At 70.7% G+C, this 26428-nt stretch carries 23 protein-coding genes and 3 tRNA genes; 12 read left to right on the plus strand and 14 right to left on the minus strand.

Annotated elements, in window-relative coordinates; genetic code table 11:
• Positions 1–65 precede the first annotated feature (65 nt).
• The 4 genes from LL946_RS14020 to orn all read right to left on the minus strand — a co-directional run bounded on the left by LL946_RS14020 (position 66) and on the right by orn (position 1692).
• Positions 66–141, minus strand: a tRNA-Lys gene (locus tag LL946_RS14020).
• A 72-nt stretch (positions 142–213) separates the two neighbouring features.
• Positions 214–816: a copper resistance protein CopC gene (locus LL946_RS14025; protein WP_404381649.1), complete on the minus strand. Its 603-nt coding sequence runs from the start codon at positions 814–816 to the stop codon at positions 214–216.
• Positions 817–880: 64 nt separating this feature from the next.
• A tRNA-His gene (locus LL946_RS14030) sits at positions 881–956 on the minus strand.
• Between the two features lie 49 nt (positions 957–1005).
• On the minus strand, positions 1006–1692 hold the full coding sequence (orn, locus tag LL946_RS14035) for an oligoribonuclease (protein ID WP_404381651.1): 687 nt from the start codon (positions 1690–1692) through the stop codon (positions 1006–1008).
• Positions 1693–1730: 38 nt separating this feature from the next.
• Here orn and LL946_RS14040 point away from each other — a divergent pair, with 38 nt between their 5' ends.
• Both LL946_RS14040 and LL946_RS14045 read left to right on the plus strand, forming a co-directional pair.
• Positions 1731–2915 (plus strand): PrsW family intramembrane metalloprotease, encoded by a 1185-nt coding sequence (locus tag LL946_RS14040; protein WP_404381653.1) that lies wholly within the window; start codon positions 1731–1733, stop codon positions 2913–2915.
• Positions 2915–4162, plus strand: coding sequence for a M20 family metallopeptidase (locus LL946_RS14045; RefSeq protein ID WP_404381655.1), 1248 nt, complete (start codon positions 2915–2917; stop codon positions 4160–4162). Before LL946_RS14040 ends, LL946_RS14045 begins: the two co-directional genes overlap by 1 nt.
• Positions 4163–4173: 11 nt before the next feature.
• On the opposite strand, the gene LL946_RS14050 is transcribed toward LL946_RS14045, so the two are convergent.
• The gene (locus LL946_RS14050) at positions 4174–4851 is read right to left on the minus strand and encodes a 4'-phosphopantetheinyl transferase family protein (protein WP_404381657.1); all 678 of its coding nucleotides are present in this window, start codon (positions 4849–4851) and stop codon (positions 4174–4176) included.
• A gap of 319 nt (positions 4852–5170) precedes the next feature.
• Between LL946_RS14050 and LL946_RS14055 the strand changes: the two genes are divergently transcribed.
• A complete protein-coding gene (locus LL946_RS14055; protein WP_404386911.1) occupies positions 5171–5920 on the plus strand; it encodes an alpha/beta fold hydrolase in 750 nt (249 codons plus the stop codon).
• On the opposite strand, the gene LL946_RS14060 is transcribed toward LL946_RS14055, so the two are convergent.
• Positions 5882–5954, minus strand: a tRNA-Arg gene (locus LL946_RS14060). The genes LL946_RS14055 and LL946_RS14060 overlap by 39 nt on opposite strands.
• Positions 5955–6014: 60 nt before the next feature.
• Here LL946_RS14060 and LL946_RS14065 point away from each other — a divergent pair.
• The 5 genes from LL946_RS14065 (at position 6015) to ettA (ending at position 12351) form a co-directional block, all read left to right on the plus strand.
• Positions 6015–6434 carry a group I intron-associated PD-(D/E)XK endonuclease gene (locus LL946_RS14065; RefSeq protein ID WP_404381659.1) on the plus strand — a complete coding sequence of 140 codons (420 nt, stop codon included), beginning with the start codon at positions 6015–6017 and terminating at the stop codon, positions 6432–6434.
• 87 nt (positions 6435–6521) lie between these two features.
• Complete coding sequence (locus LL946_RS14070) at positions 6522–8237, plus strand: dynamin family protein (RefSeq protein ID WP_404381661.1); 1716 nt, start codon at positions 6522–6524, stop codon at positions 8235–8237.
• Positions 8238–8272: 35 nt separating this feature from the next.
• Positions 8273–9901, plus strand: a complete 1629-nt coding sequence (locus LL946_RS14075) for a YfjP family GTPase (RefSeq protein ID WP_404381663.1) — start codon at positions 8273–8275, stop codon at positions 9899–9901.
• A gap of 162 nt (positions 9902–10063) precedes the next feature.
• Positions 10064–10621: a single-stranded DNA-binding protein gene (locus LL946_RS14080; protein WP_404381665.1), complete on the plus strand. Its 558-nt coding sequence runs from the start codon at positions 10064–10066 to the stop codon at positions 10619–10621.
• A gap of 47 nt (positions 10622–10668) precedes the next feature.
• Positions 10669–12351 carry an energy-dependent translational throttle protein EttA gene (ettA, locus tag LL946_RS14085; RefSeq protein ID WP_404381667.1) on the plus strand — a complete coding sequence of 561 codons (1683 nt, stop codon included), beginning with the start codon at positions 10669–10671 and terminating at the stop codon, positions 12349–12351.
• Here the strand turns inward: ettA and thpR are convergent.
• The 3 genes from thpR to LL946_RS14100 form a co-directional block, all read right to left on the minus strand.
• Positions 12338–12922, minus strand: a complete 585-nt coding sequence (thpR, locus tag LL946_RS14090) for an RNA 2',3'-cyclic phosphodiesterase (RefSeq protein ID WP_404381669.1) — start codon at positions 12920–12922, stop codon at positions 12338–12340. The genes ettA and thpR overlap by 14 nt on opposite strands.
• A gap of 90 nt (positions 12923–13012) precedes the next feature.
• Entirely contained in the window at positions 13013–13750 is a 738-nt protein-coding gene (locus LL946_RS14095) for a class I SAM-dependent methyltransferase (RefSeq protein WP_404381671.1), read from the minus strand.
• Positions 13751–13761: 11 nt separating this feature from the next.
• Complete coding sequence (locus tag LL946_RS14100) at positions 13762–14403, minus strand: TetR/AcrR family transcriptional regulator (protein ID WP_404381673.1); 642 nt, start codon at positions 14401–14403, stop codon at positions 13762–13764.
• Between the two features lie 71 nt (positions 14404–14474).
• Between LL946_RS14100 and LL946_RS14105 the strand changes: the two genes are divergently transcribed.
• Positions 14475–15629: an acyl-CoA dehydrogenase family protein gene (locus LL946_RS14105; protein ID WP_404381675.1), complete on the plus strand. Its 1155-nt coding sequence runs from the start codon at positions 14475–14477 to the stop codon at positions 15627–15629.
• Positions 15630–15813: 184 nt separating this feature from the next.
• Here the strand turns inward: LL946_RS14105 and LL946_RS14110 are convergent, their stop codons facing one another.
• The 5 genes from LL946_RS14110 to fabG form a co-directional block, all read right to left on the minus strand.
• Entirely contained in the window at positions 15814–16014 is a 201-nt protein-coding gene (locus LL946_RS14110; RefSeq protein WP_404381677.1) for a hypothetical protein, read from the minus strand.
• Between the two features lie 905 nt (positions 16015–16919).
• Complete coding sequence (locus LL946_RS14115) at positions 16920–17441, minus strand: SRPBCC family protein (RefSeq protein ID WP_404381679.1); 522 nt, start codon at positions 17439–17441, stop codon at positions 16920–16922.
• Positions 17438–17794 (minus strand): ArsR/SmtB family transcription factor, encoded by a 357-nt coding sequence (locus LL946_RS14120; RefSeq protein ID WP_404381681.1) that lies wholly within the window; start codon positions 17792–17794, stop codon positions 17438–17440. The genes LL946_RS14115 and LL946_RS14120 overlap by 4 nt, the downstream gene beginning before the upstream one ends.
• Before the next feature lie 32 nt (positions 17795–17826).
• Complete coding sequence (locus tag LL946_RS14125; protein WP_404381683.1) at positions 17827–18984, minus strand: acyltransferase family protein; 1158 nt, start codon at positions 18982–18984, stop codon at positions 17827–17829.
• A 1-nt stretch (position 18985) separates the two neighbouring features.
• Entirely contained in the window at positions 18986–19741 is a 756-nt protein-coding gene (gene fabG / locus LL946_RS14130; protein WP_404381685.1) for a 3-oxoacyl-ACP reductase FabG, read from the minus strand.
• A gap of 157 nt (positions 19742–19898) precedes the next feature.
• On the opposite strand from fabG, the gene glgX reads away from it, so the two are divergent.
• From glgX to treZ, 3 genes are read left to right on the plus strand one after another with little or no spacing between them, the layout of a single operon-like run.
• Positions 19899–22049: a glycogen debranching protein GlgX gene (glgX, locus tag LL946_RS14135; protein WP_404381687.1), complete on the plus strand. Its 2151-nt coding sequence runs from the start codon at positions 19899–19901 to the stop codon at positions 22047–22049.
• A gap of 5 nt (positions 22050–22054) precedes the next feature.
• Positions 22055–24523, plus strand: a complete 2469-nt coding sequence (gene treY, locus LL946_RS14140; RefSeq protein WP_404381689.1) for a malto-oligosyltrehalose synthase — start codon at positions 22055–22057, stop codon at positions 24521–24523.
• Complete coding sequence (treZ, locus tag LL946_RS14145; RefSeq protein ID WP_404381691.1) at positions 24520–26238, plus strand: malto-oligosyltrehalose trehalohydrolase; 1719 nt, start codon at positions 24520–24522, stop codon at positions 26236–26238. Before treY ends, treZ begins: the two co-directional genes overlap by 4 nt.
• Positions 26239–26428 lie beyond the last annotated feature (190 nt).

Raw genomic sequence — 26428 nt, forward strand, 5'->3', positions numbered from 1 at the left:
GCTGGCAGGGCCCTTGGTCCCGGGACACGGAAGAGCCCCGCACGGAGGGCCGTGCGGGGCTCTGGTGGTGCGCCATCAGGGACTCGAACCCCGAACCCGCTGATTAAGAGTCAGCTGCTCTGCCAATTGAGCTAATGGCGCGCGAGGAGAGAGATTAGCAGCGGTGGTGCCCAGTTGCGAAATCGGGCTCGTCGCTCCCATCCAGGGCCCTGTTCAGCCTGTCGTGTGGTCCTTGCGGACGGCGTAGAGCGTCGCTGCGACAGCGCCCACGAGGGCTGCGAACACCGCGATCCAGACCGCGACGGGAGTGCCTGCCGACGCGGGCTCGTCACCTCCGGTGCTCCCGTCCGGGAGAGCCGTCGACGAGGGGCTGCCCGACGCGCTGGGGGCGGCCGACGAGGCGGAAGGGCTCGCGCCCGTGGCCGTGGAGGAGGACTCAGGGTTGCCCTCGACCGTGAACGACGTCGACCCGGAGATCGGGTGCGCGTCGGCGCTGACGACGCGGTAGGCCACCTTGTAGGAGCCGGCCGGGATCGGGTCCGTCACAGGGACCTTCACGACCGCGCCCTCGGCGGTCGCGTCGTCACCCGCGACGGCCGTGCCCTCGCCGTCGGTCACCCGGACGGTGACGAACTCCGGGTTCACCTCCTCGTTGAAGGTGAGGACGACCTCGGCCGGGGAGCCCGGCACCGAAGCACCGTCCGCCGGCGAGATCGAGAGCAGGCGAGAGTGCGCACTCGCGGGGACGACACCGGCGAGCAGCCCGAGGAGGGTGGTGAGGACGAGCAGGGAGAGTCCACGAATCGGGAGGCGCATGCCACCAGTCTCACAAACGCCGCCGAGCATGGCGAAAGCCCCTGCTCTGCAGGGGCTTTCGACTTGGGGTGAGTGACGGGGCTTGAACCCGCGACCCCCGCGACCACAACGCGGTGCTCTACCAGCTGAGCTACACCCACCAAGGTGACTGTCACGGCATACGAACAGGTCCGGCCGAGGCAGCGCGGACTATCGTACCTGCTCCGACGGGGTGCCCTTGACCACGCCCGTGAGCGGCCCGGAAGCGGGCGTCGAGTGGTCCACGACGTGCTCGGTCGCGAGGGTGCGCAGCTCGTCGGTGCCGCGCCCGGGAGGGTCGACGAAGACGGCGGCGCGGTAGTAGCGGAGCTCGGCGATGGACTCGCGGATGTCGGCCAGGGCGCGGTGCCCGCCCGACTTCGCCGGCGCCGCGAAGTAGGCGCGGGGGTACCAGCGCCGGGACAGCTCCTTGATCGACGAGACGTCGATGACGCGGTAGTGGAGGTGCTCCTCGAGCTCGGGCATGTCGCGGGCGAGGAAGCCGCGGTCGGTCCCCACCGTGTTGCCGCCCAGCGGCGCCTTGCGCGGCTCGGGGACCCACGCGCGGACGTAGTCGAGGACACGCTGCTGCGCCTCCTCCATGGTGACGCCGGCGGCGAGCTCGTCGATGAGACCGGACGACGTGTGCATCTCGCGGACGAAGTCGCCCATCTGCTCGAGCGCCTCGTCGGTCGGCTTGATGACGACGTCGACGCCCTCACCCAGCACGTTGAGCTCGAAGTCGGTGACGAGGGCCGCGACCTCGACGAGGGCGTCGTTCTCGAGGGAGAGCCCGGTCATCTCGCAGTCGATCCAGACGATGCGGTCGGTGAGGGCTCGGTCAGGCGTCGCAGACATGGGTCCCAGACTAGGGCGAAGGACTAGGCTCGTCGTCCATGAGTGGGGAGCAGGCAGTCGACGCAAGCACACCGGTCCCGCCGCCCCCTGCGGCCGCCCGGACGACTGGTGTCCACCGCGGGCGCTCCGTCATCCGGCGCTGGATCCTCCTCGGTATCGGAACGGTCGGCTTCGGCCTCGCGGCGCTGGTCGTCGCCACTGCCATCGGGACAGCAGCCGGGCTGAGCGCGACCCTGCTGGGTCTCGTCGTGGCGACGATCCCGCTCGGCATCGTCGTGCCGACGTTCATGTGGCTCGACCGGTTCGAGGCCGAGCCGACCCGCTACCTCGTGCGCGCCTTCCTCTGGGGCGCGCTCATCGCGGTGCTCATCGCCATGACCCTCAACACCGCCGGACAGCTCGTGCTGTGGGGGTCCATCCCGGACGACGAGTCGCTCGCGCTCACCGCCGTGTTCGTCGCACCGTTCGTCGAGGAGGCCGCCAAGGGAGCGTTCGTGCTCCTCGTGTGGCGCCTGGCCAAGCGCGAGTTCGACGGCGTCACCGACGGCATGGTCTACGCCGGTGTCACCGCGGCCGGCTTCGCGTTCACCGAGAACATCCAGTACCTCGCGATCGCCTGGGTCGAGCACGGTCAGGACGGGCTCACCGCCACCTTCGTCGGACGCTGCCTGCTCTCACCGTTCGCGCACCCGATGTTCACCATCTGCACCGGCATCGGGATCGGTGTGGCCGCGACGTCCCGTCGGGGGCCGGTCCGCGTCCTCGCGCCGCTCGGTGGCTTCCTCATCGCCGTCATCGCACACGCGGTGTGGAACCTCGCCGCCGTGAGCGGGGGCGAGGGGCTCTTCGCCGTCTACCTGCTCGTCGAGATCCCGCTCTTCCTCGCCTTCCTCGGGTTCGTCGTGTGGGCCCGTCGCCGCGAGGGCCGGCTCATCGGTCAGTTCCTCCACGCCTACGCGGATGCCGGCTGGCTCTCCTCTGCGGAGGTCTCGATGCTCGCCTCGATGCCCAAGCGCCGCGAGGCCCGGCACTGGGCTCGCCTCAACGGTGGGCGCGCCGCGCTGCGGTCGATGGAGGACTTCCAGGACGCCGCGAGCGAGCTCGCCCTGCTCCGCCGCCGCATGCACCACTCGGCAGCGGACGCGCACGCCCTCGCAGAGGAACGGGAGCTGCTCGACATCCTCGCCCGCCGACGCCGTGAGTTCGCCGGGCAGGTCCTCTGATGCAGCCGTCGGCGACGACCAGGGCCACATCGGCAGTGGCGCTGGCGCAGTCGATGGCGCCCGAGCTCGTCGCCCTCCGGCGCGACCTGCACCGCCACCCCGAGCTGGGCCTGCACCTGCCCCGCACGCAGCAGGCCGTGCTTGCCGCGCTCGACGGCCTCGACCTCGAGATCACCCTCGGCCAGGGACTGAGCAGCGTGGTCGCAGTGCTCCGCGGACGAGGCGCGAGCGAGCCCGGAACCGACCGCCCGGTCGTCCTGCTCCGCGGTGACATGGACGGGCTGCCCGTCACCGAGGCCACCGGTCTGGACTTCGCGTCGCAGGAGCCGGGACGCATGCATGCGTGCGGGCACGACCTGCACACCGCCGGCCTCGTCGGAGCCGCCCGGATCCTCCACGAGCTGCGCGACGACCTGGCCGGCGACGTCGTCCTCATGTTCCAGCCGGGCGAGGAGGGCCCCGGAGGGGCCGAACCCATGCTGCGCGAAGGGCTCCTGGACGCGGCCGGCCGACGGGTCGACGCGGCATACGCCGTCCATGTGTATGCCGCCGAACGTCCCCGAGGCGTGTGGTTCGGTCGCCCCGGGCCGCAGATGGCTGCGGCCGACGAGGTGGTCATCACCGTGCAGGGCAGGGGCGGACACGGCTCGCAGCCGCAGTACGCCCTCGACCCCGTGCCGGTCGCCTGCGAGCTGGTCCTCGCGCTGCAGACGATGGTGACGCGACGCTTCGACGCCTTCGACCCGGTCGTCGTCACCGTCGGGAGGATCGCGTCCGGCACCGTCAACAACGTCATCCCGGACACCGCCGAGATCCAGGCGACCCTGCGAACCTTCTCGGTGGAGCACCGGGAGCGGGCGCACGCCGAGATCCGTCGGGTCGCCGAGCACGTCGCCGCGGCGCACGGCCTCACCTCGACGGTCGACATCGGTGGGGGATACCCCGTCACGGTCAACGACGCCGACGAGTTCGCGTTGGCTCAGCGGGCCGTCGTCGACCTCTTCGGCGAGGAGCGCTGGTCCGACATGGCCAACCCCGAGGCGGGGGCCGAGGACATGGCCTTCGTCCTCGAGGAGGTCCCGGGGGCCTACCTCAACATCGGGGCCTGCGTCGTCGACGACCACACGACCGCCGAGGACAACCACTCGCCGCGTGCGCTCTACGACGACTCGGTCGTCCCGGACATCGCCGCCCTCCTGGCAGAGCTGGCCCTGCGGCGCACCGCGGCGGGTGCCCGAACCCGCTGACGGCAGGCGCGTCAGCCGCGCTGCACCCGCACCGTGATCGGCCGGCTCGTGAGGACGGCCACCGCGGCGCGGTGGTCCTCGCGCCCGAGGTCGATGTCACCCACCTGGGTGGGTCCCGGTGGGTGCTCGCGCGCCTTCCACTCGACGAGGGCCGCCGGAGCATCGGGCGCGGACACGACGACCTGGCTCGGGTCGACGACGAGCCCGTGGCCCGTCGCCTTGAGGATCGCCTCCTTGCGGGCCCACAGGAGGGCGCGAGCGCCGAGGAGCGCGTCACCGTCGAGGCCGTCGAGGTGGGCCGCCTCGCTCGCGTCCAGGGTCACCGAGGCGAAACCGTCGAAGTCGGCCGACTCGAGATCCTCCACGTCGACCCCCACCTCACCGATGTTGGTGACCACCGCGACGGCCATGTGCTCGCCGTAGGAGACCGACACGTGGATGTCCCTCATCCCGGCGACGTGCGGCTTCCCGTGGCGGTCGGTCCCGCAGGTCGCGCACCGCTTCTCGAACTCGAGCTGTCGTGGGTCGACCCCGGTCTCATCGGCGACGAGCCGACGCAGGAGGGCATGGGCCGTGATGAACGGGTGGGGGTTCTCCCGTCGCTGCACCCGCTCGAGCTCACCGGCGTCGAGCAGGTCGCGCAGACGGGGGTCGTCGGTCACCTCTGTGGTGCGGATCACGACGGCCATGAGCCGATCATGTCACCCCGAGCGGCAGGCCCGTCGTGCCCGTGTTCATCGGACACGGTGTCGTGTCGGACCGACGGTGGGACAGTGGGTGGGTGGCCGTCGGCCGCACCGAGGCGGCGCATGGGCCGTGGCCGTGGCGCCGCGGTAGCGATCAGATGCCGACGCCATCGCGGCGCGGCCACACCCACCGCCGCGCCCCTGTCGGCGTTCGCGATCGGGGTAGGTTCGATCCGTGGAGCGGGTCGAGGTCAACGGGCTGGAGGTCGCCTTCGAGCGCACCGGCTCAGGAGCGCCCATCGTGTTCGCTCACGGGGCCGCGATGGACTGGCGCAGCTGGGGTCCACAGCTGGCCGGCCTCGGTGACGAGCTCACCGTGGTGGCCTGGGACGAACCCGGCGTGGGCCGGTCGTCCGCGGTCCCGGCCGGCTTCGACCTCGCCGACTTCGCCGATGCGCTCGCGGCGGTCATCGTCCACCTCGGGCTCGGGCCGGTCCACCTGGCCGGGCTGTCGTGGGGCGGGACCGTGGTGCTCGAGTGTTGGCGTCGCCATCCCGACCTCGTCGCGACGCTCGTCCTCATGGACACGTATGCCGGGTGGAAGGGCTCGCTCTCGGCCGACGAGGTCGACCGTCGGGTCGAGGGAGTGCGCGCCATGCTCGCAGCGCCAGCAGAGGACTTCGACCCGACCCTGCCCGGCCTCTTCGCGAGCGACCCGACGGAGGACGTCGTCGACCTCATGTCGACCGTCGCGGGCGAGGTGCGGCCCGAGACGCTGGCCCTCGAGCTCGGAATCATGGCCGAGACCGACCTCAGCGAGCTGCTGCCCCGGATCACCGTTCCGACCCTGCTGGTCTGGGGTGAGGCCGACGCCCGCTCGCCCCTCGAGGTGGCGCACCGTTTCGCCGAGGAGATCCCCGCCGCCGAGCTGGTCGTCGTCGAGGGCGCCGGGCACCTGAGCAACCTCGAGCAGCCCGACCGTGTCAACGAGGCGATCCGCGACTTCTGCCGGCGCCACCCACCTGCTCCACTGCGCCCCCGGCAGGACTCGAACCTGCGACCCAGTCATTAGAAGTGACTCGCTCTATCCGCTGAGCTACGGGGGCTCGTGGGAGGAAGATTAGCGGTTGGCGGCCGATGACAGACCTCACCCATAGCGTCGGCACATGGGGGCTCATCACACGAAGGACAAGGGCGACCTCGGCACCGCGAAGGCGCACGCTGACCTGGCAGCCCAAGGGTTCATGATTCTCTTCCCGGCGACCGAGCATGCCGAGTTCGACCTCGTCGCCTACAGGCGCTCAGCCTTCCACCGGGTCCAGGTGAAGTACCGATCGACGAGACTCGGGGCGATCTCGGTGCAGTTCCGCTCGGTGTGGGCCGACCGACATGGAACGCACATGAAGCCGTCGGACAAGTCCGAGGTGGACGTCCTGTGCATCTACTGCCCGGACACGGATGAGTGCTACTACGTCAGACCGTCGAACCACAGGCAGTCGGTGACGCTGCGGGTGCATCCGACGAGGAACGGCCAGCGTCGCCGGATCCTGCCCGCCGAGGCCTTCCGCCAGTTCCCGGAGATCTGAGCCGCAACTCGTCCGCGTGGTGGAACTGCAGGTCAGCGCCTCGGCACGTCGGCGCGCGAGGCCTCACCATTTCGTTAGGCTGAGGCAGTGACGACATCCGAGGCGACCCAGACGAGCGAGCTCGTCGAGGCCGTGACCGGCCTCCGGGACCTCGTCGCAGCCACCGTGCTCCCGTTGAGCACCCCGGGCCAGCCGCACGGCGAGTCGGTGCGGCGCGAGCTCCTCCAGCAGCTCGACGACTACGTCCTCCCGCGGCTGCGCTCCATCGACGCGCCCCTTCTCGCGGTGGTGGGCGGCTCGACCGGCGCTGGCAAGTCGACCCTGGTGAACTCGATCGTCGGTGCCGTCGTGAGCCGCTCCGGCGTCCTGCGACCGACGACGACGAGCCCCGTGCTCGTCCACCACCCCGATGACAAGCGGTGGTTCGCCGACCAGCGCATCCTGCCGAGCCTCGCGCGCGTCACCGGCGGCGCCGGTGAGGAGTCCCAGCCGGGCACGGTCCGGCTCGTCGAGTCCGCGAGCCTGCCGCCGGGCATGGCGCTGCTCGACGCCCCTGACATCGACTCCGTCGTCCAGGCGAACCGTGAGCTCGCAACCCAGCTCCTCGCGGCGGCGGACCTGTGGCTCTTCGTGACGACGGCGGCGCGCTACGCCGACGCCGTGCCGTGGGACCTCCTGCGCACCGCAGCCGAGCGCGGGACGGCCGTCGCGATCGTGCTCGACCGCATCGCGCCGGAGTCGGTCGACGAGATCCGCCCGCACCTCGCGGGCATGCTCCGCGAGCAGGGCCTGCCCACCGCCCCGATCTTCACCGTCCCCGAGTCGACCCTCACCGACGACGGCTTCCTCAAGCCGGAGTCCATGGGTCGCCTCCGCGCCTGGCTCGACGCGCTTGCGAGCGACGCACGGGCCCGTGCGGTCGTGGTCAACCAGACCCTCAAGGGTGCGATGGGCTCGCTCTCCGGTCGCACGACCTCGCTCGTCGAGGCCTCGGCCGAGCAGGACCGCGCAGCAGAGGCGCTGGTTGCGGCCGCCGAGGGCAACTACGACCACGCGACCCAGGGAGTCAGGGACGGCATGACGGACGGCACTCTTCTGCGCGGTGAGGTCCTCGCCCGCTGGCAGGAGTTCGTCGGCACGGGCGAGTTCTTCCGTCAGGTCGAGTCGACCCTGTCGAAGTGGCGCGACCGCGTCACGGCGGCGATCAAGGGCCAGCCTGCGCCGTCGGAGGACCTCGGGGAGGCGCTCCAGTCCGGTGTCGCCAACCTCCTCGTGTCCCACGCCTCCGCGGCCGCGGCCGACACGGCGCGCGAGTGGCGTCGGCTGCCCGGCGGCCAGGCCATCGTCACGGCACACCCCGAGCTGGCCAAGCCGTCTGCCGACCTCACCCCGCGAGTGGAGGCTCTCGTCCGCGAGTGGCAGGGCGAGGTCTTCGACATCGTCCGCAGTGAGGGAGGCAACCGGCGGACCAACGCGAGGATCGCGGCATACGGCGTCAACGCCATCGGACTCTTCCTCATGCTCGTGTCGTTCGCGGCCACCGGAGGCCTCACCGGCGCCGAGTTCGGTATCGCGGGCGGCACCTCGGTGCTGGCGCAGCGCGTGCTCGAGGCGATCTTCGGCGACCAGGCCGTCCGCGAGATGGCCGCGAAGGCGCGTCAGAGCCTGCTCACCCGCGTCACCGACCTGTATGCCGTGGAGCAGGGCCGGTATGCCGCAGCCGTCGCGTCCCTGGGGGACACGGCCGGCCAGTCGGCCGCTCTCGACTCCGCGGCAGCCCGCGTCCGCGAGGGGGCTGCATGAGTCCGTTGCGGATGGGGGGCGCGAAGGTTCGCAGCGTGACCGCCGAGGCGCTCACCGCTGCCTCCGGCTCGCTCGACGCTGCCCTGACCAGCGGCGGCGACGAGCTGCCCGAGGCACCGGCCACCAGGGCCCGGTCCGTCGTGACCAAGGTGGGGGAGCGGACCTCCCTCGTCGGCGGGCACACGGTGGTGGCCCTCGCGGGAGCCACCGGAAGCGGCAAGTCGTCGCTGTTCAACGCGCTCGTCGGGAGCGACGTGGCCCAGGTGGGCGCGCGCCGGCCGACGACGTCCAGGCCCACTGCAGCCATCTGGGGTGACGAGCCGGCCGGCCCGCTCCTCGACTGGCTCGACGTCGCCACCCGCCACCACGTGGCGGGGGACTCCGCGGTCGAGGGCACGGTGGGGTCGCTCGACGGGCTGGTCCTGCTCGACCTGCCCGACTTCGACTCGCGCGAGACCTCGCACCGCGCCGAGGCCGAGCGCGTCCTCGAGCTCGTCGACGTGTTCGTCTGGGTCACCGACCCGCAGAAGTACGCCGACGCTCGCCTGCACGACGACTACGTCTCGGCGCTCGCGACCCACGACGCCGTGACGGTGGTCGTGCTCAACCAGGTCGACCGCCTCGGCGACGCCGACGTCGCCAAGTGCGTCACCGACCTCAAGCGGCTCATGGGCCGCGACGGCATGCCCGACGCGCCCGTGATCCCCACGTCGGCGCGCACCGGACGCGGTATCGACGTCCTGGGGCAGCGGCTGAGCAACGCCGTGTCCGGGTCGAACGCCGCTCGCACCCGCCTCGCCGCCGACATCCGGCAGGCCACCGGCGCCCTGCGTCCGGCAGTCTCCGACACCGAGCCGGCCATCAAGGCCAAGGGCGAGGGCGAGCTCGTCGACGCGCTGGCCCGTGCAGCCGGCGTCCCCACCGTCGTGGCCGCCGTCGAGCGTGACTACAGGATGCAGGCGGCCAGCCACACCGGGTGGCCGTTCACCCGCTGGGTTCAGCGGTTCAAGCCACGTCCGCTTCGTCGTCTCCGGCTCGACGACGGTCGCGGCGCGATCAGCGTCACCGACGCCGACGTGCGCTCGGTGCTCGGTCGCTCGTCCCTGCCACCGCCCACCCCGGCAGCCCGGGCCGCGGTCGACCTCGCCACCCGTCGCCTGGCTGAGCGAGCGGGTGCGGAGCTGCCCACCCGGTGGGGCGATGCCGTCGACGCGGCCGCGGCTCCTCCCGGACATGCCATGGCCGACGCTCTCGACCAGGCCGTGATCTCCACGTCGCTGCGCTCGCGCACGCCCGTGTGGTGGCGGGTCGTGGGCATCGTCCAGCTGCTGCTGGCCCTCGTGGCCGTCGCCGGCCTGGTGTGGGTGCTCGTCCTCATGCTTCTCGGCTGGCTCCAGTTCCCGAGCATCGAGACCCCGATGTGGGGCCCGCTGCCGTGGCCGTTCGTGCTGCTCGTCGGGGGCCTCCTGGCCGGGCTCCTGCTCGCCATCGTCTCGAGGTTCCTCGCGGGCATCGGGGCTCGTCGCCGGGGATCGGTCATCGACGGCCGCCTGCGCGACTCGATCTCGACGGTCGCGGACGAGCAGATCCTCGCGCCGGTCTCGCGGATCCTCGAGCGCCACCGCGAGACGCGAGAGCACCTCGACGCTGCAGCGAAGGTCTGACCCCGAGGCCGTCCTTCCGAGGATGCGTGACCGTCCACAGCGCCGCGAGCCGGGACCCGTCGTCCACAGATCGGCCTCACCACCGTTGCCGCCCGGCCGGGCGCTCCGGACTCTGGTGGCAGTGCTCCGCACGAGTGGAGCCCGACCAGAGAGGTTTCAGTCATGCAGGACAGCACCATCACGGTCCAGGGGCGGGTCGCCAGCGTCCCGGAGATGAAGGTCTCGAAGAACAACAACCCGTTCGCCAGCTTCCGCGTCGCCTCGACGCCACGGCGGCAGGTGAGCGGGGCGCCGGGCACCTACGAGGACGGCGAGACGTCCTGGTTCACCGTCTTCGCCTGGGGCAACCTCGGCGCCAACGTCCTGCGGTCGATCGAGAAGGGGCAGCCGGTCGTCGTCCACGGGCGGCTCTCCGCCCGCGAGTTCAAGCGCGACGACGGCAGCCTGGGGACGTCGGTGAGCATCGTGGCCAACGGGGTCGGGCACGACCTCACCTGGGGGCAGACGGTCTACGAGAAGGTGTCCAAGCCCTCCTACGGCTCCGGTGACAAGCACGACGAGGCCCTCCGGACGATCCAGGCCGAGTCCGAGGGATATGGCGACCCGCAGCGCGACGAGTACCTCCTCGCCGAGCGACCGGGCGAGCGACGGGCCGAGGGCGCCGGCGACGAGGGAGGCGAGGCCGTGACCGGTCCTCTCGTCGAGGAGCCGGCCGCCTGACGGCAAACCGATTCGGGGATGGGGCGGGCAGTCGTTAGCCTTGCCCCATGCCCGAGTTCATCTATGTCATGTCGCGCGCCCGCAAGGCCCACGGCGACAAGGTCATCCTCGACGAGGTCACCCTGTCATTCCTCCCCGGCGCCAAGATCGGCGTGGTCGGCCCCAACGGTGCCGGCAAGTCGTCGGTGCTCAAGATCATGGCCGGCCTCGACCAGCCGTCCAACGGTGAGGCGCGGCTGACCCCGGGCTACAGCGTGGGCATCCTCATGCAGGAGCCCGAGCTCAACGAGTCCAAGACCGTCCTCGGCAACGTCGAGGAGGGCGCTGGCGAGATCAAGGCCAAGCTCGACCGCTACAACGCGATCTCCGAGGAGATGGGCGAGCCCGACGCCGACTTCGACGCGCTCATGACCGAGATGGGCAAGCTCCAGGAGGAGATCGACGCCGCTGACGCCTGGGACCTCGACTCGCAGCTCGAGCAGGCGATGGACGCCCTGCGCTGCCCGCCGCCGGACGCCGATGTCACCGTCCTCTCCGGTGGTGAGCGCCGCCGCGTCGCCCTCTGCAAGCTCCTGCTCCAGAAGCCGGACCTCCTCCTCCTCGACGAGCCCACCAACCACCTCGACGCCGAGTCGGTGCTCTGGCTCGAGCAGCACCTCGCGGGCTACCACGGCGCCGTCGTCGCCGTGACGCACGACCGCTACTTCATGGACAACGTGGCGCAGTGGATCCTCGAGCTCGACCGCGGTCGCGCCTACCCCTACGAGGGCAACTACTCGACCTACCTCGAGAAGAAGCAGGCTCGCCTCGAGGTCCAGGGCAAGAAGGACGCCAAGCTCAGCAAGCGCCTCAAGGAGGAGCTCGAGTGGGTCCGCTCCAACGCCAAGGCCCGCCAGACCAAGTCCAAGGCTCGACTGGCCCGCTACGAGGAGATGGCGGCTGAGGCCGACCGCACCCGCAAGCTGGACTTCGAGGAGATCCAGATCCCGCCGGGCCCGCGCCTGGGCAGCAAGGTCATCGAGGTCAAGGACCTCAAGAAGGGCTTCGGCGACCGGGTCCTCATCGACGGCCTGTCGTTCTCGCTGCCCCGCAACGGCATCGTCGGTGTCATCGGCGCCAACGGTGTCGGCAAGACGACGCTCTTCAAGACCATCGTCGGGCTCGAGCCGGCCGACGACGGTGTCGTCGACATCGGTGAGACCGTGAAGATCTCCTACGTCGACCAGAGCCGTGGAGGCCTGGACCCCAACAAGAACCTCTGGGAGACCGTCTCCGGCGGCCACGACTACATCCAGGTCGGCCACGTCGAGATCCCCTCCCGCGCCTACGTCTCGCAGTTCGGCTTCAAGGGCCCGGACCAGCAGAAGAAGGCCGGTGTCCTCTCCGGTGGTGAGCGCAACCGCCTCAACCTCGCGCTCACGCTCAAGGAGGGTGGCAACCTGCTCCTCCTCGACGAGCCCACCAACGACCTCGACGTCGAGACCCTCGGCTCCCTCGAGAACGCCCTGCTGGAGTTCCCCGGTTGCGCCGTGGTCATCAGCCACGACCGGTGGTTCCTCGACCGGGTCGCGACGCACATCCTCGCGTACGAGGGCACGGAGGAGAACCCGGCCAGCTGGTACTGGTTCGAGGGCAACTTCGAGGCCTACGAGGCCAACAAGATCGAGCGACTCGGTGAGGAAGCGGCACGCCCGCACCGCGTCACCTACCGCAAGCTCACCCGCGACTGACGCTCGCACCGAGGGGGCAGACCGCTACGGCTTCGTAGTGCGGTCTGCCCCTTCCGTCTCCCCGGTGGGAGGCGAAGACGGTGACCTCGTCCGCGCTCCATGACGGGCCGGCATACGCGTCCATGACGCGGAGCCACTGCGTCGCCTCGAAGGGCCGACGCACCCTGGCCAGGGTGAGGTGTGGTCGGTACGCGCCGCCCGCGGGTGAGGCTCCCGCCCGGCCGCAGGCACGGCGGACGCCGAGGGCCAAGGACTCGAGGTCCGGGAGGCCGGTGGGGGAGTCGGACCTGACGTCGATCCAGACGACCCGCGCCTCCGCCGGGTTGGGGAAGGTGCCGGCACCGCTGAGCCGCAGCGGGATCGGCGTGTGCGTGGCCGCGGCTGCGGCCACCGCGTCGACGACGTCGTCGAGCAGGCCGGCGGGCACGTCACCCATGAAGGCCAGTGTCACGTGCCACAGGTGCGAGGGCGTCCACCGCAGGTCCGAGTGGACGTCCCGGCGTGGCTCGACGAACTCCTCGAGGTCGGCGTAGGCCTCGGGTGGCGGCACGACCGCGGCAAAGATGCGCACCGCGCCATTGTGCGTGCAGATCACCGCGAGCAGGTGAGAAGGGCCCTGCGGTGCGTCGACCGCTCACGGCCGCCGTCGAGAGACGGCGGTTCAGCCGGCGTCGCGGACCTTCGTCGCGGCGAGGAAGACCGAGCTGCCGAACGGCAGGTCCGCGTGGCGCAGGATGGCGTGGTCGACCTTGGTGAGGCCCATGAGCACGTGGTGCAGGGCTCGGGGAACGGCGGGCACGTCGACCACGTCGGCCGGCCGGGTGTGCTTCCGGTCGCGCAGCCTGCGGGCGACGCGCTCGGCGACGAACCCGGGGAACACCGACGCGAAGGCGTAGGTCGCCCGCTCGACCCGGAACCCGGCCCGCTCGACGGCGTCGACCGCGCGCCGCTTCGTGTAGCGACGGAAGTGGCCGTTGGCGACGTCGAAGTCGGTCCACGCCCACTGGTAGGCCGGCACCGCCATGAGGAAGGTCCCTCCCGGCTGGAGCACCCGGTTGACCTCGGCCAGCGCCTCGGCCTCGGGGTCGCAGTGCTCGATGACGTCGAACGCCGACACCATGTCGAAGCTCGCGTCCGCGAACGGCAGCGACAGGGCCGAGCCGCACACGCCGTTGCTCCCCAGGCCGCGCGGGTCGATGTCGAGGGAGGCGAGGTGGCGTGTGCCGTCATGGAGCCACCCGGCGCTCGGACCGTCGGCACTGCCGATGTCGAGCACGGTGGTGCGGTCGGCGGCGTGGTCGCTCAGCGCGGCGTGCAGCAGATCGGTGCGCGCGAGGTACCACCAGTAGTCGGGCTGCTCGATCGACGGGGAGCCCCCGTGTCCTCCGGCGTCGGTCATGATGCGCAAGCCTAACGGCGTGCGACGAGCCTCACCGCGAGGTCCCCGTTCGTGGCGGCGATGTCGTCCGGCGTGCGCCGGATCTCGGGGGAGTACCAGCGCGCGACGTCGACCGCCATCGAGAGCAGCGCCAGCGCCGTGCTGGGGATGTCGTCAACCTCGAAGTCCCCGGACTCGACCCCGTCGGTGAGCACCCCGCGCACGACCTTGTCGATCTCGCGGCGCAGCGAGAGGACGGCCTCACGGTGCTCGGGACTGAGGTGGCGGAACTCGTACTGGACGATCCGCCCGAGCTGGTGGTGCTCGGCGTGCCACTTCGAGAAGCCGCCGATAATCGAGCGGAGCGCGTCGGTGGGCGAGGCGGAGGCCCGGGCTGCGGCGACGAGCTGGTCTCGCGCGGTCTGGTGCCCACGGCGGCTCAGCTCGAAGAGCAGGTCCTCCTTGGAGGTGAAGTGCACGTACACACCGGCGGGGGAGAGGCCGGCCCGTGACGCGATGTCACGGGTCGTCGTGGCGTGGAATCCCTTGTCGGCGAAGGCGTCGGCGGCGGCCATCATGAGCCGCACGGCAGTGGCGCCGGCGGGGTCACCGGAGTCCTCGAGGGTGGCGAGGATGCTCTGCTGCGAGCGGGGCGCCCCTGTGGTGGCCGACATGTTGACAGCATGCCTGACCCGCGTGAGACTAAGCAAGCGCTTAGTCAATCGTGTTTCTGTCGAGGAGAGCCATGCCCCGCAACCTGTACGACGATGACCACCTCGCGTTCCGCGACTCGGTCCAGGAGTTCGTCGACCGCACCCTCAAGCCGCGTGCCGAGCAGATGCTCGAGGCCAAGAGCATCGACCGCGACATCTGGCGCGAGGCCGGCAAGCAGGGCCTTCTCGGCCTCGACATCCCCGAGGAGTTCGGCGGTGCCGGGGCCGGTGACTACCGCTTCAACGCGATCTCGGCCGAGGTGATCTCCGGCTTCAACGCGGCGACCTCGTCCTGCTTCGGCATCCACAGCGACGTCTGCCCGCCCTACATCGTCGACCTCGGCACCGAGGAGCAGAAGCAGCGCTGGCTCCCGCCCATGGCTGCCGGCGAGAAGATCTGCGCCATCGCGATGACCGAGCCCGGCGGCGGCTCCGACCTCGCCGCACTCAAGACCACGGCCGTGCGTGCCGACGACGACTCCGACGGCTGGGTCCTCAACGGGTCCAAGACCTTCATCACCAACGGCTACCAGGCCGACCTCGTCATCGTCGCCGCCCGCACCGACCCCAGCAAGGGCGCCAAGGGCATCTCGCTGCTCATGGTCGAGGAGGGCATGGAGGGCTTCAGCCGTGGCCGCAAGCTCGACAAGGTGGGCCAGGAGGAGTCCGACACCGCCGAGCTGTTCTTCGAGAACGTCCGCATCCCCGCCGAGAACCTCATCGGCGAGGAGGGCATGGGCTTCATCTCGATGATGCAGCGCCTCCCGCAGGAGCGCGTCGGGGCGGCCGTCTCCAACGTGGCCCACGCCAAGGCGATCCTCGAGGAGACCATCGCCTACGCCAAGGAGCGCAAGGCGTTCGGTCAGCCCATCGGCTCGTTCCAGCACAACAAGTTCAAGATCGCCGAGCTCGTCACGGCGATCGAGGTGGCCGAGGCCTACGTCGACGACTGCGTCGCGGCCCACGCCGAGCGCAAGCTGTCGGCCGTCGATGCCGCCAAGGCCAAGTGGTGGAGCGCGCAGGTCCAGAACGACGTGCTCGACGAGTGCGTCCAGCTGCACGGTGGCTACGGCTTCATGAACGAGTACCGCGTGGCCCGCGCCTGGCGCGACGCCCGCGTCACGAAGATCTGGGCCGGCTCGAACGAGATCATGAAGGAGCTCATCGGCCGCGACCTCGGCCTCTGACGAAGGCGCAGCGCAGGTTGAGGGCGACGAAGGAGCCCTCGGCCGCAGCGGAGGTGAGGAAGAGGCCGCATCGGCTCGGCCTCTGAGCCTTAGGGGCGCGCCCCGAACCTCCCGTCGAGAGGAGAGAACACGCCGCGTATGCCGTCCGGCATCCGGCGTGTTCTCTCCTCTCGACTGCGTCTGGTCACGTGATCGTCAGGGTTGACGGGTCGAGGCCGAGCAGCACGGCCACCGCCTCGAGCGTGTCGATCCGGCGGGGACGCCGGTGCACGTCGGCGGCGAAGAGCTCTCGGACCGCCCACCCGTGCCGTTCGAGCAGGTGTCGGCGGCCGGCATCGATGCTGCGGCGACCGATGTCCCGCGTGGTGCGCCCCCTGGTACTCACCGATGACCCGCTCGGCTCGCCACACGAGATCACCCTCGGCAAGGAACTCGCCCGCCTCGTCGGTGATCACCCCTCCGGCCTCCGGCTCGGGGAAGCCTGCGTGGACGAACATCAGCCGGGCCCTTGTCTCCATCGGGGAGCGGACCCGCGGGCGGACCAGGTCGAGGGCCGAGGCGAGCAGCACTTTGCCGCGCGGCCGGACCCGCTGGTGGAGCGCCGCGTGCAGGGCTTGCACGCCCGGTGAGGATCGCGATCCGGAGCGCACCGACTGGCCACCAGCCCGGTCGAGCCGGTCGATCCGGGCGACAGTCGCATCGCCGAGCACGACGAGGTCGTCGAGGCTCAGCCGCCCGCGACGGAGCTCTCCCAGGTCGACCCACGTGTTCGCGGCGTCGACCACTCGCACCCCGTCGACGACGACGGTGGTGCGGAGCTCCAGCCCGCGATGGCCCGTGCACCCCTCGCGCCTCGCCTGCCCGTCCCGAGTGGGCGCCATGATGTGGAGGCTGCCGGTGTCCGCCTCGTCAGCGAGCGCGGCAGGAAGTGGGAGACCCAGCAGCCTCGCCGCGGTGAGGTGCGAGAACGCGCGGGCGGACGGCATACCCACGCCGAAGGCGGTAGCGCGCTCTGCCAGGGTCGTCGGGGACTCAACGACGTGAGTGCCACGCGTGGGATGGGCCAGTCCTGCTCGACGCAGGCGCGTGGGACCCACTCCGAGCTCACGAGCACGGCCGTGGTGAACGGTCCGGAGCCGAGCTCGTCGGGGAGTGGCTGTGCCTGCATCCCACGAGGATGGCTGGATCGGCGAATCGCGCCGCGCCGTCATCCACAGGCCACGTCGAGAGGAGAGAACACGCCGCGTATGCCGTCCGGCAGCCGGCGTGTTCTCTCCTCTCGACTGCTGCTCAGCGGGCTTCGCCCGTGAGTTCGAGCAGGACGTCGTCGATGGCGTCGTAGGAGGACTGGAGGCCGTGCTCCATGCCGGAGTCGATGACGGCCTGGACGGTCTCGGGGGAGTGGTAGGCGATGACGGCACGCAGCGTCGTCCTGCCGCCCTCCTCCGTGTAGGTCGTGTCGATGACCGAGTAGGGGCTGTCGATGTTGTCGAAGCGCTCGGTGTGCACGAGACGCACGGGGCGCTCGATCGACTTGTAGTGGCCCGAGAACGAGACCTCGTCACCCGTGGAGTCGGCGCGCTGGGCGAAGTGCCATGCGCCGCCCTCGCGCAGGTCGACCTCGCAGACGGTCATCGTGCCGTGGCCCGCGCCCCACCACTTGCGGATGTGCTCGGGGTTGGTCATGGCCTCGAAGACGAGGTCGGCGGGGGCGGGGAAGGTGCGGGTGATGACCATCTCCGAACCGTCGGTGGTGATGGTGGCGCGCTCGTGGGCGCTCGTGCTCGGGGTGGCGTTGGTGGTGGAGCTCATGACGGGTTCTCCTCGGTGTTGCCCTCGGCGGAGGGCCGGTGGATGGTCGCGAGGTAGTCGCCGAGGTTGCCGAGCTGCTGCTCCCAGTGCTTGCGGTAGAGCTCGAGCCACGACGTCGCGTCCTGGAGTGGTGCGACCGAGATGCGGCAGTGGCGCCTCTGCCCATCCCGGCTCTTGGTGATGAGTCCGGCGCGCTCGAGGACCGTGAGGTGCTTCGAGATCGCCGGGAGCGACATGGCGAACGGCTCGGCGAGCTCACCGACGGTGGCGTCGCCCGACGAGAGACGCTGGAGGATCTCGCGCCTCGTCGGGTCGGCCAGGGCGGCGAACGTGGTGCTGAGCGGATCGGCCATGCACTTAACGTAGCGGTTAATTAACCGGTGGGTCAAGAACTTTTCTCGAGGACCGTATGCCGTCCGCCCTCGTCCCCGGCGCGGCGCCGGCGGAGGTGGGGGCGCTGGAACAGCCACGGCGCGTGGGCGCGTCGCCCCAGCCACCAGAGCGCGAGTGGACCGAGGACGCCCGCGATGGACCCGACGACGACGTGGGTGGTGATGTCGGTGACGTCGGCGACGGTGAGGGCGTGCCGGGCGATGTCGGTGAGGACGATGTGGGCCAGGAAGATCTCGAGCGAGCGCTCGCCGAGGAACGCCAGTGGCCGGGCTGTGCGGCGTCGCGCGAGGATGCCCGACAGGGCGAACGTCCCGAGACACAGGGCGACCGAGGTCGGGACTCCCCAGGCGACAGCGTTGAGCGTGCGAGGGCCCAACCACGACGTCGGCGGCATCGGGTCGGTGAACCACAGCGCGGCCGCGCCGGCTCCCAGGCCCACGAGTGCGATCCAGCTGGCCCGCGAGGGTCGGGTGACGGCCGTGAGGCGCTCGCGACCCACGAGGATTCCGCCCCACGCGAACGCCAGCAGGGCCAGCCCCTCGAGGAAGACCCACGGTCCCGTCCAGCCCCAGACCAGCAGGGACCCCGTGACGACGACGACCGAGGACGCGACCGCCCGTGTCCGGCTCGTCCACGGGCGGACGACCGCGCCGGCCACCGTGACGAGCACGAGGAAGCCCAGCCACCACAGCGGCCCGTCGGCGAGGAGCAGCGCGTGCAGGCGGTCGCCGACGAACCCGTCCCAGCGGCCGGCCACCGCGCCCGCCACCGCTTCCGGGTCGACGGCGTCGACGCCCTGCTCCACACCCTGCTCCGCGGTCTCGGCGGCCACGTCCGTCACGCGACGGGTCGCGCCGAAGAGGACGGTCCACACGGCATACAGGTAGGCGAAGAGGGCCACCCGCGACCGGACGTAGGCGCCGGGCCCGTGCTTCTCGACGCCTGGCCGGAGGAACACCCCGAGGAGCACGGCGAAGATCGTCAGGTGGAAGGAGTAGAAGGCGTCGTCGACCTCGAGGACGAGGGGGGAGGTGCGGGGCACGAGGTCGTCCGCGGCCAACCCGCGGACGACGTGCCCGACGACGATGGCGAGGATCGCGATGCCCCGGGCGACATCGAAGGAGCGGTCGCGGCGTGGAGTGTCACCCACGTCAGTCGAGGGGTCCGCCGGCCACGTAGATCACCTGGCCCGAGACGAAGCCGGCCTCCTCGGAGCACAGGAACGAGATCGTGGCCGCGACGTCCTCGGGCTGCCCGACGCGCTGCACCGGGGTCTGGGAGGCGGCGTGGGCGAGGAAGTCCTCGAAGGAGACGCCCATGCGCTCGGCCGTGGCGGCGGTCATGTCGGTCTGGATGAACCCGGGCGCCACCGCGTTGGCGGTGACACCGAACTTGCCGAGCTCGATGGCGAGGGTCTTGGTGAAGCCCTGGAGGCCCGCCTTGGCGGCCGAGTAGTTGGCCTGCCCACGGTTGCCCTGCGCCGACGACGACGAGAGGTTGACGATGCGACCGAACTTCCGGGTCGTCATGTGCGCCTGGCAGGCCCGGGTCATGAGGAAGGCGCCGCGCAGGTGGACGTTCATCACCGAGTCCCAGTCGGACTCGGTCATCCTGAAGATGAGGTTGTCGCGGATGATGCCGGCATTGTTGACGAGGACCACTGGCGGGCCGAGCTCGTCGGCGATCCGCGCCACGCCGGACTCGACCTGCTCGGCGTCCGACACGTCGATGCCGACGCCGATGGCCGAGCCCCCCGCCTCACGGATCGAGGCCGCGACCACCTCGCACGCCGCCTCGTCGAGGTCGACGACCGCGACGGCATACCCGTCCTTCGACAGGCGGCGCGCAGTGGCGGCGCCGATCCCGCGCGCGGCTCCAGTGACGACGGCGGTACGGGTCTGGGTCACGGGTGTGTCCTTCGGAGGTCCGGGAGTTGGGTAAGTTGGCGTACTGCGCGAACGATACCCAGCCAGCTCGACCGGCCCGTTCCTCGCGCGACGCGGGCCGTCGTCGTCCCGCGAGGAGTGCACACGTTTGACCCAGAACACGACGAAAGAGGCGGCCATGGAGATCTGGCCCGGATCGGCATACCCACTCGGAGCGACCTTCGACGGCAGCGGGGTGAACTTCGCGCTGTTCAGCGAGGTGGCCGAGGAGGTCGAGCTGTGCCTCATCGACGATGACGGCACCGAGACCCGGATCGAGATGCCCGAGGTCGACCACTTCGTCTGGCACGCCTACCTCCCCGGCCTCCAGCCCGGGCAGCGCTACGGCTACCGCGTGCACGGGCCCTACGAGCCCGAGTCCGGGCACCGGTGCGACCCGTCCAAGCTCCTGCTCGACCCCTACGCCAAGGCGATCGAGGGGCAGGTCAGCAACGACCAGGCCCTCTTCTCCTACGACTTCCTCGAGCCGGAGCAGCGCAACACCGACGACTCGCTCGGCAAGACGATGCTCAGCGTCGTCATCAACCCCTACTTCGACTGGGGGCACGACCGGCCCCCGCGCCACGAGTACCACGACACCGTGATCTACGAGGCGCACGTCAAGGGCCTGACGATGACGCACCCCGACCTGCCCGAGGAGATCCGCGGCACCTACGCCGCCATCGGGCACCCGGTGATCATCGACCACCTCAAGGAGCTCGGCATCAACGCCATCGAGCTCATGCCGGTGCACCAGTTCGTCCAGGACACCTCACTGCAGGCCAAGGGGCTCACGAACTACTGGGGCTACAACACCATCGGCTTCCTCGCCCCGCACAACTCCTACGCCCAGGGCCAGCGCGGCCAGCAGGTGACCGAGTTCAAGGCCATGGTCAAGGCGCTGCACGAGGCCGACATCGAGGTCATCCTCGACGTCGTCTACAACCACACCGCCGAGGGCAACGAGTTCGGCCCGACGATCTGCTTCCGCGGCATCGACAACGCCAGCTACTACCGCCTCGTCGACACGGCCAAGCAGCACTACTACGACACGACCGGCACGGGCAACAGCCTGCTCATGCGCAACCCGCACGTGCTCCAGCTGATCATGGACTCGCTGCGCTACTGGGTCACCGAGATGCACGTCGACGGCTTCCGCTTCGACCTCGCGGCCACCCTGGCCCGCCAGTTCCACGAGGTCGACAAGCTCTCGGCCTTCTTCGACATCATCCAGCAGGACCCGGTCATCTCCCAGGTCAAGCTCATCGCCGAGCCGTGGGACGTCGGCGACGGCGGCTACCAGGTCGGCAACTTCCCGCCGCTGTGGACCGAGTGGAACGGCAAGTACCGCGACACCGTGCGCGACTTCTGGCGCGGTGTCCCGGCGACGCTGGGGGAGTTCGCCTCCCGCATCACCGGGTCCAGCGACCTCTACGAGCACAGCGGTCGCAAGCCGATCGCGTCGATCAACTTCATCACCGCCCACGACGGCTTCACGCTGCGCGACCTCGTCTCCTACGACGACAAGCACAACGACGACAACGGCGAGGACGGCAACGACGGCGAGGGCCACAACCGCTCGTGGAACCACGGCGTCGAGGGGCCGACCGACGACCCCGAGATCCGCGCGCTCCGGCTGCGCCAGCTGCGCAACTTCCTCACCACCCTGCTGCTCTCGCAGGGCGTACCGATGATCAGCCACGGCGACGAGATCGGCCGCACCCAGGACGGCAACAACAACGTCTACTGCCAGGACAACGAGCTGGCCTGGGTCGACTGGGAGCTCGGCGAGGAGCAGCTCCAGCTGCTCGAGTTCACCAAGGCGGTCGTGCGGCTGCGCCAGAGCCACCCGGTCTTCAGGCGCCGTCGCTTCTTCGCCGGCTCGGCGGAGCACGGCGGCCAGTCGACCCTCGGTGACATCTACTGGCTGCAGCCGTCGGGTGAGCCCATGGACGACGGCGGCTGGGACGGCGAGAGCCTCCAGGTCGCGATGTGGCTCAACGGTGGCGCCATCCACGAGCCGGACAGCCGCGGCCAGATGATCACCGACGACGACTTCCTCGTCCTCTTCAACGCCGACGCCGAGGACGGTCAGTTCACCATCCCCTCGTCGAAGTGGGGGGAGCGCTGGCTCACCGTCATCGACACCTGCGCGGACGTCGTCGACCCCGGGTGGCGTGACGCCGGGTCTGCGGTCACCGTCGCCGCCCGGTCGGTCGTGGTGCTCCGCTGCCCGCGCGAGGACGTGACCACGACGGTCGGTGCCGCGTCCTCCGAGCGAATGGGCTGATCCGTATGCCGCCCGCTCCCGTCGTCCTCGGCGACTCCGGTCGCGCCGTGCCCACCTCGACCTACCGGCTGCAGGTGCACGGCGGGTTCGGGTTCGACGCGGCGGCGGAGCAGACGGCATACATCGCGTCGTTGGGGGTCTCGCACCTCTACCTGTCACCGATCCTCCAGCCCGCGCCGGGGTCGACGCACGGCTACGACGTCGTCGACCACACGCGGTTGAACGCGGAGGCGGGCGGACGCGAGGCGTTCGACCGGCTGGTGGCTGCGGCGCACGCGGCCGGTGTGGGGATCATCGTCGATGTCGTGCCGAACCACATGACGGTTCCGGACACGACCTGGCGCAACTCCACGCTATGGTCCTTGCTGCGCGACGGGCGGGGCTCGCAGGCGGCGCGGTGGTTCGACGTCGACTGGGACGCCGAGGACGACCGCGTGCTCATGCCGGTGCTCGGTTCGTCGCTGGACGAGGTGCTGGCCGCCGGGGAGCTGTCGGTCGCGTCGGACGGCGGTGCCGCCGGTGACGAGACGGTCCTGCGCTACTTCGACCACGAGTACCCGGTCGCCGCGGGGACCGAAGGGCTGCCCTTGGCGGATCTCGTTGCGGCGCAGCCCTACCGGCTCACGTTCTGGCGCGACGGCGCGACCGAGCTCAACTACCGCCGGTTCTTCGACGTCACGTCGCTCAAGGCCGTCCGCGTCGAGGACCCCGAGGTCTTCGACGCGACCCACGACCTCCTGCTCTCCCTGTACCGGGACGGCGCCATCGACGGGTTCCGGATCGACCACCCGGACGGCCTCGCCGACCCCGGTGGATACCTCGCCCGACTCGCCGACGAGACCGGCGACGCCTGGGTCGTGGCCGAGAAGATCCTCGAGGGCGACGAACAGCTGCCGGAGTCGTGGCGGTGCGCCGGGACGACGGGCTACGACACGCTCCTGCGGGTCCAGCAGGTGCTGACGTCCGGAGGCGGCGACAAGGTGCTGGACCGGTTGTGGGCCGAGCACGCGCCCGCCGGACGCCGGTCGATCGACGACGTCGTGCTCGAGTCCAAGCAGCTCGTCGTGGAGTCGGTGCAGGCCGCCGAGGTCAACCGGCTCATGCGGCTCGTCGCGCGCGTGCTGACGGGCGAGGACCTCGAAGCGCTGCGCCGTGCGCTCTCGGCCCTCCTGGTCTCGATGGATCGCTACCGCGCCTACCTCGTGCCCGGAGAGCCGGCCGATCCCGGCCAGCTGGAGGTGCTCGACCAGGCGCAGGCACGGGCCGCAGCACTGCTCGACCCCTCGGACCACGATGCCCTGGCGGTCATGGGTCGGCTCCTTCGCGGAGGCCACCTGCCGCAGGCACAGGTCGGTTCCGAGGCGGCGCGCACCGAGATCATGGTGCGCTTCCAGCAGACGTGCGGCCCGGTCATGGCCAAGGGGATCGAGGACACCGCCTTCTACCGGTGGTCGCGGCTCACGGGCGCCAACGAGGTGGGGGGCCACCCGGCTCACCTGTCGATCGGCGCCGACGAGTTCCATGCCTTCGAGACCCGGCAGCTCGCGACCTGGCCGACCACCATGACCACGCTGACGACCCACGACACCAAGCGCTCCGAGGACGTCCGCGCCCGACTCATGACCCTGGCCGAGTCGACCGACGACTGGGCGACGTGGGTGCACGAGGCGTCCGACCTGGGTGCGCCACACCGCCATGAGCTCGTGGACGCCGCCACCGAGTACCTCGTGTGGCAGACCGTGCTCGGCGCCTGGCCGATCACGCCCGACCGGCTCGAGACCTACGTCCTCAAGGCCGTGCGCGAGGCCAAGGACCACACCGCGTGGGTCGACGGTGACCCGGACTACGAGCAGGCCGTCGTGGGCTTCGCGAGGGCTGTCGTGGCCGAGGCCGCGATCGCCCGGCACGTCGAGGCGTGGCTCACGCTCCACGGTGCGTCGGTGCGTGCGAACGTCCTCGGCCAGAAGCTCCTCCAGCTCGTCGCGGTGGGCGTCCCGGACGTCTACCAGGGTGCCGAGCTCCAGACCCTCACGCTCGTCGACCCCGACAACCGCGGCGCCGTCGACTACGACGAGCGCGTCGACCGGCTGGCCCGCCTCGACGCTGGCCAGGAGTCCCGGGACCTCGACGACGAGAAGCTGCTCGTCACGGCTTCCGGGTTGCGTCTGCGCCGCGAGCTCGCCGGGTGCTTCGTCGGCCCCGAGTCGACCTATGCGGGACTGGCCACGCCGTCTCCGCATGCGCTCGCCCTGACCCGCGGTGACGAGTCGGGTCCTCGAGTCGTCGCCGTCGTCACCCGTGAGGCCGACCGGCTCGCCGCGGCGGGTGGCTTCGCCGACGAGGTGCTCCCCCTTCCCGAGGGCGCATGGCGAAACATCCTGTCCGACAACGGAACTGACGTTCTCGATGGTGATGTGCGGCTGGCAGACCTGGTGGCCGACCTGCCCGTTGCGCTCCTGGTGAGGTCGGCATGATCGAGGTCTGGGCACCCAAGGCGACGCAGGTCGAGCTCGAGCTCGGCGCCCCCGACACGGCCAAGCAGCGTGTGCCGATGCTGCGCGACGACCGCGGTTGGTGGCGCTGGGACGGTGAGCACACGGCATACGAGGTCGTCGACTATGCGTTCGTGCTCGATGGCGACGAGCCCGCGCTCCCGGACCCGCGCAGTGCCTGGCAGCCGTACGGCGTCGACGGGCCGAGCCGGGTGTTCGACACGATCGCCCATGAGTGGCGCGACGCCGTCTGGCGCGGACCGCGCGACGGTGCGGGCACGCTCGGTGGGGTCGTCTACGAGCTGCACATCGGGACGTTCACGCCGGAGGGCACGTTCGACGCCGCTGTCGAGCGCCTCGGCCACCTCGTCGACCTCGGCGTCGACGTCGTCGAGATCCTGCCCGTCGCGGCGATCCCGGGGCGGTGGGGCTGGGGATACGACGGTGTCGACCTGTATGCCGTCCACGACGCGCTCGGGGGCCCCGCAGCCTTCCAGCGGTTCGTCGATGCCTGCCACGAGCGCGGTCTCGGGGTCTGCCTCGATGTCGTCTACAACCACCTCGGGCCGAGCGGGAACTACCTCGGGCGGTTCGGGCCGTACTTCACCGACTCCCACATGACGCCCTGGGGCCCGGCGGTCAACCTCGACGCGCCCGGGTCTGGCGAGGTGCGCTCCTTCATCATCGAGAACGCGCTGCGCTGGATGCGCGACTTCCACGTCGACGCCCTGCGGCTGGACGCCGTCCACGCCCTCGTCGACGAGGGCGAGCGCCACCTGCTCGTCGAGCTGTCCGATGCGGTCGGCGACCTGTCGCGTGAGCTCGGGCGACCGCTCGACCTCATCGCCGAGAGCGACCTCAACGACACGACAATGGTCACCCCGACGGCCGGCGGTGGCTTCGGGATGACGGCTCAGTGGGCCGACGACGTCCACCACGGGCTGCACGTTGCGCTCACCGGTGAGACGCAGGGCTACTACGAGGACTTCGGTGGCGGCACGCGCACGCTGCCTGATGGTCGTCCGCTCGACGTGCTGGCCAAGGTCCTCACCCGCGGCTTCCTGCACGACGGCACGTGGTCGACCTTCCGGGGCCGGGAGTGGGGGCGCCCCGTCGACGTCGACGCGTTCGACGGACGGCGGCTCGTGACCTACCTCCAGACGCACGACCAGGTTGGCAACCGGGCCACCGGCGACCGGATCAGCGCGACTCTCACGCCCGGCCGGGTGGCGATCGGGGCCGCGCTCTACCTGCTCGGGCCGGGCACGCCCATGGTGTTCATGGGTGAGGAGTTCGCGGCATCGACCCCGTGGCAGTTCTTCACCGACTTCACCGACGAGGGCATGGCCGAGGCGGTGCGGGCGGGTCGGAGGGCCGAGTTCGCGGCCCACGGCTGGTCAGCGGCCGAGGTGCCCGACCCGCAGTCGCGGGCGACCCGGGACGCGAGCGTGCTTCGCTGGGACGAGCTGTCGTCCGAGCCGCACGCATCCCTGCTCGAGTGGTACCGGCGCCTCATCGCGCTGCGCCGCGAGGTGCTCGGGTCGGGTGAGACGCGCTTCGCCGACGTCACCTGCTCGGTGGAGGACGGCGGCGACACCTTCGTCATGACCCACCGACGCATCACGGTGCGGGCCGACCTCAGTCGGGACTCGGTCACGGTGTCCGCGGACGGCATACGGGACCTCACCTTCCCCTGACCACCAGAGGGGGCCGCAGCCCTGTCCGGGCTGCGACATCCGGCGGTAGCCTTGTCCACGTCATCGCGAGCAGGGGCGGTGCATCATGGCGCAGCTGCGTCGGCGGGCGCGCATCGCCCACCGGGAGACCGAAGCGGTGCACGGTTGCGCGCCGCCCGTCAGTCTCTGGCTGAGGGCAGTCTGGGTGTGC

It is taken from the genome of Knoellia locipacati (assembly GCF_044791685.1).
GTDB lineage: Bacteria > Actinomycetota > Actinomycetes > Actinomycetales > Dermatophilaceae > Knoellia > Knoellia locipacati_A.